Origin of the sequence: Flavobacterium sp. LMO6 (assembly GCF_009495795.1) — a bacterium.
Taxonomy (GTDB): Bacteria; Bacteroidota; Bacteroidia; order Flavobacteriales; family Flavobacteriaceae; genus Flavobacterium.
The window spans coordinates 213,858-227,583 of sequence record NZ_WIBH01000004.1 but is presented as its reverse complement, the minus strand read 5'-3'; the positions used below and the strand labels follow the sequence as shown (position 1 = coordinate 227,583).

The 13,726-nt window shown below is 29.4% G+C and carries 11 protein-coding genes; 2 read left to right on the top strand and 9 right to left on the bottom strand.

The genetic code is table 11. From position 1 onward, the window contains the following. Positions 1-16 precede the first annotated feature (16 nt). Entirely contained in the window at positions 17-1,822 is a 1,806-nt protein-coding gene (locus GFJ99_RS06025) for a T9SS type A sorting domain-containing protein (protein ID WP_153207955.1), read from the bottom strand. Between the two features lie 180 nt (positions 1,823-2,002). On the opposite strand from GFJ99_RS06025, the gene GFJ99_RS06020 reads away from it, so the two are divergent. Together GFJ99_RS06020 and GFJ99_RS06015 are read left to right on the top strand one after the other, a co-directional pair. After that, positions 2,003-4,882 carry a histidine kinase gene (locus tag GFJ99_RS06020; protein WP_153207954.1) on the top strand — a complete coding sequence of 960 codons (2,880 nt, stop codon included), beginning with the start codon at positions 2,003-2,005 and terminating at the stop codon, positions 4,880-4,882. 1 nt (position 4,883) lies between these two features. Continuing rightward, the gene (locus GFJ99_RS06015; RefSeq protein WP_153207953.1) at positions 4,884-5,630 is read left to right on the top strand and encodes a LytTR family DNA-binding domain-containing protein; all 747 of its coding nucleotides are present in this window, start codon (positions 4,884-4,886) and stop codon (positions 5,628-5,630) included. A gap of 6 nt (positions 5,631-5,636) precedes the next feature. Here GFJ99_RS06015 and aroA read toward each other — a convergent pair whose 3' ends face one another. The 8 genes from aroA to GFJ99_RS05975 form a co-directional block, all read right to left on the bottom strand. Beyond that, positions 5,637-6,887, bottom strand: coding sequence for a 3-phosphoshikimate 1-carboxyvinyltransferase (gene aroA / locus GFJ99_RS06010; RefSeq protein WP_153207952.1), 1,251 nt, complete (start codon positions 6,885-6,887; stop codon positions 5,637-5,639). After that, positions 6,887-7,213, bottom strand: coding sequence for a multidrug efflux SMR transporter (locus tag GFJ99_RS06005; RefSeq protein ID WP_153207951.1), 327 nt, complete (start codon positions 7,211-7,213; stop codon positions 6,887-6,889). Before GFJ99_RS06005 ends, aroA begins: the two co-directional genes overlap by 1 nt. Before the next feature lies 1 nt (position 7,214). Beyond that, entirely contained in the window at positions 7,215-7,541 is a 327-nt protein-coding gene (locus GFJ99_RS06000; RefSeq protein WP_153207950.1) for a nucleotide pyrophosphohydrolase, read from the bottom strand. 2 nt (positions 7,542-7,543) lie between these two features. Continuing rightward, positions 7,544-9,547, bottom strand: a complete 2,004-nt coding sequence (locus GFJ99_RS05995; protein ID WP_238990099.1) for a DUF3857 domain-containing protein — start codon at positions 9,545-9,547, stop codon at positions 7,544-7,546. Positions 9,548-9,553: 6 nt separating this feature from the next. Continuing rightward, positions 9,554-11,392: a DUF3857 domain-containing protein gene (locus GFJ99_RS05990; RefSeq protein ID WP_238990100.1), complete on the bottom strand. Its 1,839-nt coding sequence runs from the start codon at positions 11,390-11,392 to the stop codon at positions 9,554-9,556. 85 nt (positions 11,393-11,477) lie between these two features. After that, a complete protein-coding gene (dtd, locus tag GFJ99_RS05985) occupies positions 11,478-11,930 on the bottom strand; it encodes a D-aminoacyl-tRNA deacylase (RefSeq protein ID WP_153207948.1) in 453 nt (150 codons plus the stop codon). Positions 11,931-11,994: 64 nt separating this feature from the next. Further along, positions 11,995-12,972 carry a ribosome small subunit-dependent GTPase A gene (gene rsgA / locus GFJ99_RS05980; protein WP_153207947.1) on the bottom strand — a complete coding sequence of 326 codons (978 nt, stop codon included), beginning with the start codon at positions 12,970-12,972 and terminating at the stop codon, positions 11,995-11,997. A 144-nt stretch (positions 12,973-13,116) separates the two neighbouring features. Continuing rightward, positions 13,117-13,638: a hypothetical protein gene (locus GFJ99_RS05975; RefSeq protein WP_008254717.1), complete on the bottom strand. Its 522-nt coding sequence runs from the start codon at positions 13,636-13,638 to the stop codon at positions 13,117-13,119. Positions 13,639-13,726 lie beyond the last annotated feature (88 nt).

The window sequence follows — 13,726 nt, the reverse complement described above, 5'->3', positions numbered from 1 at the left end:
ATTGCTTCATAATTTATTATTTAATTACTATTTTCTTAGTTGCAATGTTATTGTCTGCATCTTGAATACGAACCATGTACATTCCAGTAGCTAAATCAGAAACATTAATTTCTTTTTGATTTGAAGACAATACTTTTTGACTTTGAATATTATAAATTTCAACTGATTGAATATCTAAAACAGTTTCTATGTTTAAAACATCATTAACCGGGTTTGGAAAAACATTAATATCTGAATTTATCCCCATTTTATTCCTGTTAGAAAAATTAGTAATATTTACAGTTACTGCAAAAGGTGCACTCCTACAAGTACCAATAACATTTACGGCATAATACGTATTCCTACTTACTAATGGTGTGTTATTTGGTAAAGGATTTGTACCAGAAATAGCATTACGTATACTTGGATACCAAACAACATTTGATGGATAAACAACAATATCTGATAGTGTTTTATTATGTAATAATGTAATTGTGAAATTTTGAACAGCGTTACCTGTTGGAGTTATTGGATTATTTACTTCTATTGTCATTGAAGTAGTTGTGGCATTCTGACCAGCGGTTGGTGTAAAAGTATAAGTAGTTGTTGCGGAATTATTTATAGCGGGTGACCAAGTACCAGTAATACCATTAGTTGATATAGTAGGTAAAACAAAAGTTGCTCCTGAACATTGGGCAGCTATTTGGTTAAAAACTGGTGTAACTATAGTTAATGGACAATTAATCGTATTTGGAATTAAAGTATTTATATTACTATTACCTAATCTACCAGAACCATTATTTCCCCAAGTCCAAGCCCAATCACTTCCAATTCCATAATTATTTAATGCGCTTGAATGTAAAAATCCTGCTTCCACATTAGTCCAATTGTATAAAACTCCTACTTGTATAGGAAAAGTATACATCACAGTGTTGTTTGTTCCTAGTTGTCCAAAACCGTTACTTCCCCAAGACCATAAAGAACCATCTGTTTTAATACCTAAATTATGATTATCACCTGCCGATATTTTATCCCATGTAGCTAGCGATCCAATTTGAACAGGATAGATTATTGGACTAGCTAAAGAGCCAGTACCTAGTTGCCCTAAATCGTTTTTACCCCAAGCCCATAGCGTTCCTGTTGTTTTTACAGCTATACTGTAATCTGCTCCTGCTTTTATAGATTTCCAGTTAGTATCAGTACCCACTTGAACAGGAATTACTTGACTGGTAAAAGAAGAATTACCTAATCTACCATCGGCACCATTACCCCAAGCCCAAATAGTTCCATCAGACTTTAAACCCACCGAATGTGTTGCAGATCCTCCAGCCTCAACCCAAATTTGCCCTCCTGTTGTTATAACTTTTGCTGGTAGAGCAGCGTTATTTACTCTTCCAATTCTACCATAATTATCTGATCCCCAGGTCCACAATTCACCGTTAGATTTTATAGCAAATGTTAAATTTGAAGAAGTATTAATATATGTCCAATCAGCATCAGTTCCTATTTGTGTAGGAACCAATAAAGTTGAAGAAAAATTTGCTACCTGACCACTTGAAGTTCCCCAAGACCACATTGTTCCATTTGATTTTAAGGCAACTGTATGAGAATATGAAGCACTTACCATAGTCCAATCAGCATCAGTTCCTATTTGTGTAGGATTAGGTTTATTTACTAATGTTCCATCACCAAGTTGTCCATTTGTATTTTTTCCCCATGTCCAGAGAGTTCCATCGGATTTTATTCCAGCAGAATGTTCATATCCAGCAGATATTTGATTCCAACATTGTGAAAAAACAGATAATTGAAAAAGTAAAAAATAAAAAAGCAAGCGTGTTTTCATATTAAAATGATTTAAAATTTACTCAAAAGTATCTTACTTCACATTTTTAAAAGAAAGACAGTTTACCAAACCCTATTTTCGGTTTACGAAATAAATTTTCGTTAATCCATAACTAGGTTTGGTAAACTCATTTGTAATATTAAAAGTGTATTTCATACATTTGTTTAAAATCAAATCCAATTGCGAATTTCAATTTTAATAATTTTTATCTTTCTATCGAATTTAGGCATTAGTCAAAATCCGTATCACATTACTATCGACAAAACTTCTGGATTGCCTTCAAATAGCGTGTATGATATTTTTCAGGACAGCAAAGGTTTTATGTGGTTTGCTACTGGAAAAGGATTGTGCCGATATGATGGAAATGACTTTAAATTATTCACTGCCGATTTTCAAACTTCTAAATCGGGTTCTTGTATTCAAGAAGATAAATATGGAAGAATTTGGTATGCAAATTTTGATGGCTTTTTATATTTTGTTGAAAAAGGTAATTTAAAAGCATTACCTCAAGGAACTTCTCTAGGTTATTTTAGATTTGGAATTATAAATAATGAACTTTTTTTAATTCAACCTGGCGCTGTTTTAGTATATGATTTAAAATCTTTAAAAGTAAAAGCAAAACACGTTATTAATGATAAAGAAGTTCGTTTTTGTTTTGCTACTAAAGAAAAATTCTATGTTTTAGGCAATTATTTATATGAATTGGGCAATAAAAATGAAATTAAAAAACATAAATTACCTGAAGATTTTTATGCAGAAATCATTACTCCAATTATTAACACTTGGGAAGAAAAAATTATTATTAATTCTAAATCAACGGCTAACTATTATAGTTTTGAAAAAGGAAGATTTCATAAACACAAACTAAGCAATCCAGCTGAATTTACTCAAAACACATCCATAACAGATGATGCTATATGGATTTGCACACCTAACGGGGTTTATAAAAACGATTTGACATTAAACCACAATAAAACCTATTTTACGGATCAAAACATATCTTTTGTATTTAAAGACAAGCATAAAAATTATTGGGTTTCCACGCTAAATAAAGGGGTTTTATATATTCAAGATTTTTCAAACAATTATATCGATTTATACCCTAGACCCAACTCTTTAGCAATGGGTAAAAACAAAATTTTTATCGGTGCAGAAAAAGATTTGGTATACAAACTCGATTGCAATTCATTACAAGTAGAAAAAATTTTCGAAACAGAAAGCAATCATGCTATTAGTCAGATATTTGCCGATACCATTAACGATAATGTGTTTTTTAATTCATTTAAATTTCACATTTTAAACAAAAACAACAAACTAACAAAAGAATATTCTATTGCTGTTAAAGACATTAAAAAAGTAGATCATAAATACTTTTCGTTTGCTGCAAGTGGGCTTTTAGGAATTTTTTATATTGACAAAAACTTAAAAAGTAGTTGGGATGTAATTTTCGAAAAAAATAAAGACAAAGGTTTTTCTGGGTTTAATCAAGCTTTGTTATTAACAAATACAAATGGAAAATCTACCGAATATAATTCTAAAAACAACACCTTATACTACGCTACCAATAATGGTTTAATTGCAATTACTAACGACGGAAAAAACAAAGAAATAAAATACAAAAACGAAACTTTATTTTTAATTCGAATTCAAAAATATAAAGATAACATTATTGGATTATCAACTGCAGAAAAATTATATTCTTTAAATTCAAAAAACGAAATTTCTATTTTTAAACTTCCAAATTTTCTTGCAAAAGAAAAGTTTAACCGTTTTTTTATTAGAAATAACTATTGCTATTTATTTACAGCAAATAGTATTTATGAATATGATTTGGAGACGAAAAACACACAAAAAGTAATGTCGTTAAGTAATGACATTGAAGTTACAGATGTTGTTTTAAAAAATAATCAGCTTTTATTTGCTACCTCAAAAGGAATTGTAATTAAAAAAAGACAAGAAATTGAGGGTTTTCCAAAGCCTAAACTGATCATTAATGAAATTTCAGTAAATGGAAAACGTAAAGAGCTGAACCAATTAAACGAACTACATCCGGATGAAAATGATATAGCAATTCATTTTTCTACTTTATCTTTTGTTCCTAATGAAAACTACAGCGTTTCCTATAAAATAAATAATTCCAAATGGAAAACCTTAGATTATACAGACAAAAACTTAAAGCTTTCTTCTTTATCTTCAGGAAATTACAAAATTCAGTTAATTATAAATTACAATAATGCTAAAATTGATTTACAAACGATTCAATTTGAAATCAAAAAACCATTTTGGCTAAAACCCTTATTTTTAATTGGATTTGGGTTACTGTTTCTAGGTTTAATTTACATGTATTACAAATGGCAAATTCGTAAAATAGAATACAAAAACAAGTTGCAATTAGAAAAAATAAATCTGGAAAAAAACCTAAATCAGTCAAAATTAAAAGCCATAAAATCACAAATGAATCCGCATTTTTTCTACAATGCATTAAATACTATTCAGTCTTTTATTTTATCAAACGACAAAAAACAAGCCGTAAATTATTTATCTAAATTTTCAAATTTAACGCGTACCATTTTAGAAATGACGGAAAAAGAAACTATTTCTATTGCCGAGGAAATAAAAACACTGAGTTTGTATTTAGATATTGAAAAAGCGCGTTTTGAAGAAGATTTTAGTTATCAGATTTTAGTTAACGAAGCTATTGATACCGAAAACATTAAAATCCCAACCATGCTTTTACAACCTTATGTAGAAAATGCGGTAAAACATGGATTACTTCATAAACAAGGAGAAAAATTAGTTACTATTCTATTTGAAAAAGAGGCTGAACATATAAAAGTTTCCATTGATGATAATGGTATAGGCCGCAATAAAAGTGCTGAATTAAACACTATAAAAAATAAAAATCACAATTCTTTTGCTACAGAAGCCATGCAAAATAGAGTTCATTTACTTAATCAATACAATCAAAAAAATATTTCAATTCAATATATTGATAAAACAAACTTAAGTAATCAGTCTATTGGTACTAAAGTAGTTTTTGAAATCCCAATTACGTATTAAAATGAAGGCAATAATTATAGATGACGAAAAAAGAGCTAGAGTTTCTTTAAACTTACTAATTCAGGAATATTGTCCCAATGTGGAAATAGTAGCCGAATGTGAAAATTTACCTGAAGGTGTAAAAGCCATAAGAAAATACAATCCAGATTTAGTATTATTAGACATAGAAATGCCAGGTCATAGTGGGTTAGAATTATTAGATTTTTTTGATGAAAACGATATCAATTTTTCTATAATTTTCACCACTGCTTATAACGAATATGCGTTGCAAGCTTTTAAGTTTTCTGCCATTGATTATTTATTAAAACCTATTAATCCAGAACAATTAGCTGATGCAATTGCTCGATTAGAAAAACAAAAACAAAAGCTCGAAAATTTCAAAATCTTAAAAGAAAACATTCAACAAGAAAGTTTAAGCAAAATTGCAGTTCCTTCGGGCAATACCTTAATTTTTTTAGACACTACAAAAATTGCGCATATAAAAGGAGAAGGAGCTTATTCTGAGGTTTTTTGCATAACTGGCACTAAAAACTTAGTAAGCAGAAACTTAAAGAATTTCGAAGATATTTTATGTTCAGACAAACGATTTATGCGTGTTCACAAATCCTACATTGTTAATTTTGAACAAGTTGTAGCGTATAACAAATCTGATGGCGGTAGTTTAGAATTAAGCACGGGAGTTCATATTCCGGTTTCACCAGACAGGGTACAACTTATTTTAGAGCAAATTCAAATTGTAAAGCGATAGCCAATCTTAATCCATTTTAAAGCCAACTAATTTTAAATCTTCCCAAAAGGTAGGATAGGATTTTGAAACCACTTCAGCATCTTCAATAATAATTGGGACTTTCAATGCTAAAGGAGCAAAAGCCATTGCCATTCTGTGGTCTTGATAGGTTTTTATGACAATATCTTTATTAATTAAATTTGAGGCTTTTAAATGCAACGATTCGTTAGTAACCATAACATCAGCACCTAATTTAATTAACTCAACTTTTAACGCTTCTAAACGATCAGTTTCTTTTATTTTTAAAGTATGTAATCCAAATAAATCGCAACCTATTCCTAATCCAAAACAAGTAACCACGATTGTTTGAGCAATGTCGGGACAATTGTTGAGTTGTGAATTACAAGTTGCGAGTTGCGAATTATGAATTCTTTCTTTTGAAATTGTGATTGAATTATCACTATTAAAAACTGTTTCAACACCAAAATCCTTGTAAATTTCTATTAAAGCGCTATCACCTTGTAAACTATTTTGCTTATAACTTGAAAGCGAAATTTGTGTGCCAATTTCTGATAAGGCTACAATAGAAAACCAATAAGATGCCGATGACCAATCGGATTCAACTGTAATTAATTTTGAATTAATCTTGACTTCGCTCGATTTGACAGTAATGAGGTTGTTTTCAAATGAAGTTTCTACTCCAATTTCATTTAACAAAGCCAACGTCATTTTGATGTATGGAATTGAAGTTATTTCACCTTCTAATGTCAACTCTAAACCATTTTCTAATTTAGGTGCAATTAACAACAAAGCTGAAATATACTGACTACTTACATTGGCCGGAAGTGATACTTTGCTTTCTGTGAGTTTTTTGCCTTTAATTCGTAATGGCGGAAAACCTTCATTTTCTTCATAGGAAATTTCGGCTCCTAACTGATTTAAAGCATCTACCAAAATTTTAATTGGACGCTCTTTCATACGAGTTGAACCAGTCAGCACCACTTCTTTCTCATCTTGAATAGCAAAAAAAGCAGTTAAAAAACGCATAGCTGTTCCTGCATGGTGAACGTCTATTGTTTTGGTGATGGGTGATGGGTAATGGGTGTTAGTTAATGCTTTCTGCATTACTTCAGAATCATCAGAATTTGAGGTGTTTTCTAAAACTAAATTTGGATATAATGCTTGCAACAATAACAACCTATTAGTCTCTGATTTACTACCAGTGATTTTAATGGATGCTGGATGCTGGATGCTGGATGACTGAAGTAATAAATTCATTATTTAGTAACTATTTTTAATCCAACAATGGATAAAATTAATGTGGAGATGAAAAACACACGCCAAAAAGTTGCAGGTTCTTTAAAAACGATAATTCCAACTAAAACACTTCCTACAGCGCCTATTCCTGTCCAAACCGCATAAGCTGTTCCAATCGGTAATTCCTTAGTTACTTTTACTAATAATAGCATGCTAATTGAAAGACACACCAAAAAACCTCCATACCAAAGTAAGGAAACATTTCCTGTTGATTCTTTTACCTTTCCGAGGCAAGTTGCAAAACCTACTTCGAATAAACCTGCGATTATGAGTAAAATCCAGTTCAATTTATTTTAGCTTTTCGTTGTTATGATGACGATCGTGATCGCGTTTGGTTTTTAAATCCATTTTTTTATCAAAAGCTGCTTGTAAATCAACTCCTGTTTGATTGGCTAAACACAAAACTACAAAAACAACATCGGCAAGTTCTTCACCAAGGTCTTTATTTTTATCACTTTCTTTCTCTGATTGTTCGCCATAACGACGCGCAATAATTCGGGCTACTTCCCCTACTTCTTCAGTAAGTTGCGCCATATTTGTTAATTCATTGAAATAACGAACACCGTGTGCTGCAATCCAGTTATCAACTTCTTGTTGGGAATTTTTTAGGTTCATTTCTATATTTTTTTAAGAACAATATGCTCATTATTTTTATTAACTAATTCTTTAAAAAAGTCTTTTAAAGTTTCATAATATCCGTTATCAATTACAACTTTATTAATATCAAAAATATAAGAAAGTTGTATCTGGTTATTGTTTTTAGAAATTTCATAAGAAAACTTCGCAATATTATCTGGCATTGCAATTACTTTAGATTCTGGTAAAGTTTCAATATTATATCCTTCAGGTATAGTAAGTGAAATTTTGAAATTATCTTGATTTGGAAATATAAAATCAACTGGATATTCTCTATTCTCTTGTTTAAATGGGTTATCTTTAAATGTAAAATAAAGTAAAGGTGATATATATAATTTATCCCCTATGACTTCTACTGAATTTGTTGATTTAAAAGAATAATTTTCAACAATGGGTTCATTTAAGTTAACACTATTTTGAACTTCATATTCTTCAATTTCTAAACCTAAATTTTCTTTTTCTAATTTTTCTATATAACTTTCTTTTGAAACTCCATTATAATTATTTCTAAAAACATAAGCATTATAATCAAACAGTTTTTTTCTAACCTTTCCCGAAATTTCCCCTTCATTGTTTATATTACCCATTAAAGTTACTGCATCTATTGATTTTTTTTGTGGGGTTAAAGATACAGTTGCTGAACTACCATTTTCTCTAATTATTCGCCCATACCAATTTAAATCACGAATTGGCAATACTCCAGGCAACGAATATTTATTAGTTGCATCTAATAAAACAATCTGATTTTCTAATTCTATTCCCGAAATTACATAATTAAAAGCCGATCTTGAAGGATATAATGCAATTCCGTTTGAGCGTGTGCTTATAAGAATTGGATTGGCTGATAAACCGGCATAACGTAACATAGAAGTTAATATAAGATTTATCTCTGCAGCATTCCCTGTTTTATCTTTATATGCACTACGTACCCCACTTTTACATGAATATCCATACATTTCATTCCAATTCATTCTGTTTTTAACATAACTAAAAATTAAACCAATTTTTTCTAAAGGTGATGAAATTCCTTTTAACAATTCATCAATATCCTTTTCATAATATCCAGTTTTATTTAATTCAGGACCAAAATCGGTATAATCGTATATCTTTTTTGTTACTGTTTCCCAATCTGTGGAATAAGTTTGTGTCATTTGATTTGGAAATCTTGTCATTGCAAGTTCTAAAACAAGTGAAGACGTATAATTTTTTATATTGTTTGTAAAAGATTCATTTTTAATTGCTGGAATATTTTCTAGTTTATAATTCGTCTTTTTTAATTTATAACTTAATTGTTCTGTATTAAAAGTTGTTCTTGAATTTCCTGTTTCTTGTCCTACTTTACTTCTTAATTCAACAGATTCTCTTAAATCTTCGTTTATTATTTTTGGTGATAACCAACCTCTAAAATGAGTATTATAAACATAATATTCTGGAATTCTTGTAGTGTATTCTGAATAATCCACTGGGATTTCCTCTTGAAATGTCCATTCATCAATTAATCCTGTACCTTCATCTTTAATTGTGTATTCAATTTCAATTATTGATCCCTCTTTTACATTAGGCATTGTAATCTTTTTTTTAGACCAATATTCATTTACTTTTTCGTCAAAAACTCCATCAGCCTTTAATTTTGTTTTTTCAACTTTATCTCCAACAAGATTATAAGTATATGCCGATTTAATATCTAAAGTTTGTTTAGCGTTATTTTCGTTATAAAGTAACGTTTCAAAGTTACCCCAATCATAACCTTCTTTCTTATAAACTTTTATTTTGCTTTTAATATTTGTCTTAATAAAGAAGCCACTTTGTTGACTATATTCAAAACTAACATCCCCCATCTTAAATAAAATTGCAGCTACTGCACTAGTATCGGTTGGGTGTTTTTTTTGATTAAGTTCTTCTGCAGTTACTTTTCCTAATTCATTTTTCTGCGATTGCATACTTAATGAAAATGTAATTGTTAGTAGTAATAGTAGGGTTCTCATGGTAAATTATAATTTGGTTAGTATTATTTTTGAATTATCGTTTTTAGCTACTGTTTCTTTAAATTTTCTAAAAGCTTCATATTTATCATTTTCATAAAATCCTTTTTTTAATACATACTTACGTTTGCAAATAATTTGTTTCGAATCAATATTTAAAAATTCTATTTTATAGTATCCAAAATCTGAATTGATTTCTATTCCATTTGGCATTGCCTCAATTGTAAATCCATTAGGTAAAATAATTTCTACTTGATCAACTTCGGTAAAACCTCTTTGAATTTCGAATGGAAATTCGCGATTTTTATATTTTTTCGGAATATTAGATTCCTGATTTATAGCATTTAAAGCAAATATTAATTTACCATTAGTGTTTTGCGCATAACTTTCGGCCTCAAATTCGATTTCTTCAATAAATTCGATTTTATTTTTATCATTATTAAGTTTAATATTTTTTACACTTAAATTATTTATTGCAGATAAATCATCATTAAATCTTTCGATCAATTCTTCTCTACTTAATCTTTCTTTTACAAACTCTCTATTGTATTGAAGTCCAGTAGAAATTGTTTTAATCTTACCATACAAACTACCATTTTCTCTAATTTCGTATGAACCTTTAATTTCTTTTAAATTTTTATTTTCAGCATACACTTCTGTTTTAACAATTTGTCCGCCATCAGGCTTAACTAATAAAACATCTCTATCATCTGTAAAATCGCCTTGAAAACCAAATGGATTAATTTGACTTGTACATTCTAGCCAAATGTATTTATCATTTGTAGGAATAGATAAAATAACATGATTTCCTTGTACACTAGCTAAATCATTATCAATATTACGCTTTTCGTTACCTGCCCATACAACAGAATAATAGGAGTTAACCCCTACAGATTTCAACAAGCTTCTTGTGTAATTTGTTAATGCTTTACAATCTCCATATCCTAACTTATCTACATCATTTGCTAACATAGGCTTCCAACCACCAATACCAACTTGAACACTTACATACCTGGTTTTTTCTTGAACATAACTATATATTTTTTTAGCTATTTCAATAGTATCTTTTTCAGTTCCTACTAATTTTTTTATTGTATTTTTAGTTTCTTCTGAAATTTCTTCGGTATCGGCTAGTAACGAATTATAATACCATTTCCCGAAATCATTCCAATTACTAGAAATACCTGTAACGTTTTCAAGTTGAAAATGTTCTAATCCAAAATAAATAATTGGAAAAACCTTTTTATGATTTGGCATTAATTCTTCATACTTTTTAGCTAGAATTTTATTTACTTTATAACTTATTGAATTTGAAGATTCTAATTTTTCAATTAAAAATCCTTCTGAAAAATTAAATTCTTTTACTTTTAAATTAAGTTCTGTTTTATACTTTATTAATAAAGATGTTTCTTCAGTACTTTCATAAAAATTTTCAATTGGATTCCAACTAGGGATAAAAGCTGTATTAGATGTTTCAATTTCGCTATTATAAACAACTGTAAAAGGATACCCTATTGGAGTATAATCTAAATATAAAACTCTATTGTCGTTATAAACTGAAAAACCATCGGCTACACTTTGATCTTTAAAATCTTTCTGTTTAATTTTCTTAATTTCTTTACCAAAAGCATTGTAAATTATAGCTTCAATGGTTTTAATTTTTCTAGATTTATCATAATATTCAATAGCATCTATATTATTTAATCCTTTGCTATTTAATATAGTAATTGTCTTTGATTTTTTAATTATCATTAATTTTTGAGACGGAATTTCTATCTCAATTTTTTGATTTCTAACAACACTATTCGCATTTTCTGATAATTCCTTAGGAATAGATAATGCTGTCAAATTAAAATCTTGGGAAAAACAAAATATTGGAAAAACGAACAATAAAATAATTCTCTTAATCATAACAAATTTTAAATTCTTAAATTTACTCTCTATTTTTTGTATCAATTATAATCGTAACAGGTCCGTCATTAACTAAGCTTACTTTCATGTCGGCTCCAAATTGACCGGTTTGTATTTTTTTTCCTAATTCTGCTTCCATTTGTTGGACAAAAGATTCATAGAGCGGAATAGCAACATCTGGTTTTGAGGCTTTGATATAACTCGGCCGGTTTCCTTTTTTTGTTGCAGCATGTAATGTAAACTGACTTACAATTATCATTTCTCCATTAATGTCTTTTAATGACAAATTCATCACATCATTTTCATCAGCAAAAATGCGAAGATTAGCAATTTTTGATGTTAACCAATTGATATCTTCTTGATTATCGGCGTCTTCAATTCCAACTAAAACTAATAAGCCTTGTTGAATTTGAGCTACAACTTCATTGTTTATACAAACTGATGATTCGGAAACCCGTTGAATTACTGTTTTCATTGAAAATAAAGGTCAAAAATATAAAAAATATCAGAAAAGATTTACGTAAATCCGTAAAAACAATTTATTTTCTAGTTTCATCGCTGGCTCTTCTCTCTGCATCGTAAATGTCGGCGCGATATTGCTCTTCGTCTCCTTCTAAAATTTGGGTATAACTTTTATAACGTGACCACGCAATTTCATCTTTTTCTAACGCATTTTTTATGGCGCAATGTGGTTCGTCTTTATGTAAACAATTATTAAATTTACATTGGTCTTTTAAAGCAAAGAATTCTGGAAAATAATCTCCAATTTCTTGTTTTTCCATATCAACAATTCCAAAACCACGAATTCCGGGTGTATCTATAATTTGTGCTCCAAAAGACAAATCAAACATTTCAGCAAAAGTTGTAGTGTGTTTTCCTTGTGCGTGTGATTCCGAAATTTGTTTGGTTTTTAAATTTAACGAAGGTTCTAACGTGTTTACCAAAGTTGATTTCCCAACACCTGAATGCCCAGAAAACATAGAAACTTTATCTTTCATTAAAGCTTTTAATTCGTCAATTCCTTTTCCATCTTTAGCAGAAACGCGTAAACATTTATAACCAATTGAAGAATAAACATGCTGTAAATACAATTGTTCATCTAATGTTGGGTCATCAAACGTATCAATTTTATTAAAAACGATTACCGCTTCAATTCCGTAAGCTTCGGCAGTAACTAAAAAACGATCGATAAAACTTGTTGTTGTTGGTGGATTATTGATGGTAACCAATAAAAAAACCACATCAATATTCGATGCAATGATATGCATTTGATGTGATAAATTCACAGATTTTCTAACAATATAGTTTTTACGTTCGTGAATAGTAGTAATTACTCCCGTAGTTTCATCGGTTGTATTTTCGATATCGTAATCTACTACATCTCCCACCGCAATAGGATTGGTACTTTTAATACCCTTCATTCTAAATTTACCTTTTATACGGCACTCTAAAAAAGCACCATTTTCAGTTTTAATGGTGTACCAACTTCCTGTAGATTTATATACGATTCCAGTCATGCAAAGTTAGAAGTTAGAAGTTAGTCCTTCGACTAGCTCAGGATAACTAATAATTATTTTCAACAAAGATAGTGTTTCTTGTTAAAAACTATAAATAAAAAAGGCTACTTGATTAAGTAGCCTTTTGATGTTGTATTACTAAAATTAGTATTTATAAGAAACACCTGTTTTAATTGCTTGTGATCCTCCTAATGCATTAGAGTTTGCTCCTACAGTAGTTTTATCAGCTGTTAACAGAATAAAAGGACAACCTTGCTTAGCTGCATCCATTTTTAATTTCTTTTGAGCTTTTTTATCCCCAGTATTTCCTGTTTGGAAGTTAATTAATCCTGTTTTACCTCTTACTTCACCACCTTTTTTTAATCCAGCGATATAAGATTTATCTTCTAAAATAACTACTTTTTCCCAATCAGCTTCACCGTTGATTATGATTTTTTCTGTAACTTCTTCAACGCGGCCTGTTTTACCATAAACAATTTTTTCAATTGCATATTTTCCAAATGTATTTTCAGCATCTTCACCATCATATTTGAATACAACTGTATATTCGTCTAATCTAAGTACTTTACCTTCTACAACTTCACCGCTGTGTTTATAAATTTTGTCAACTTGAGCGTTTGCTGCAAAACCTAAAAATGCTACAGCTAATAATAAGAATTTTTTCATTTTTTTTTAAAATTTATGTTAATTATTAAAATACAATATTAATGAAAATATATAAATAAATATATAAGGCAATTGCCTTATTTAACAA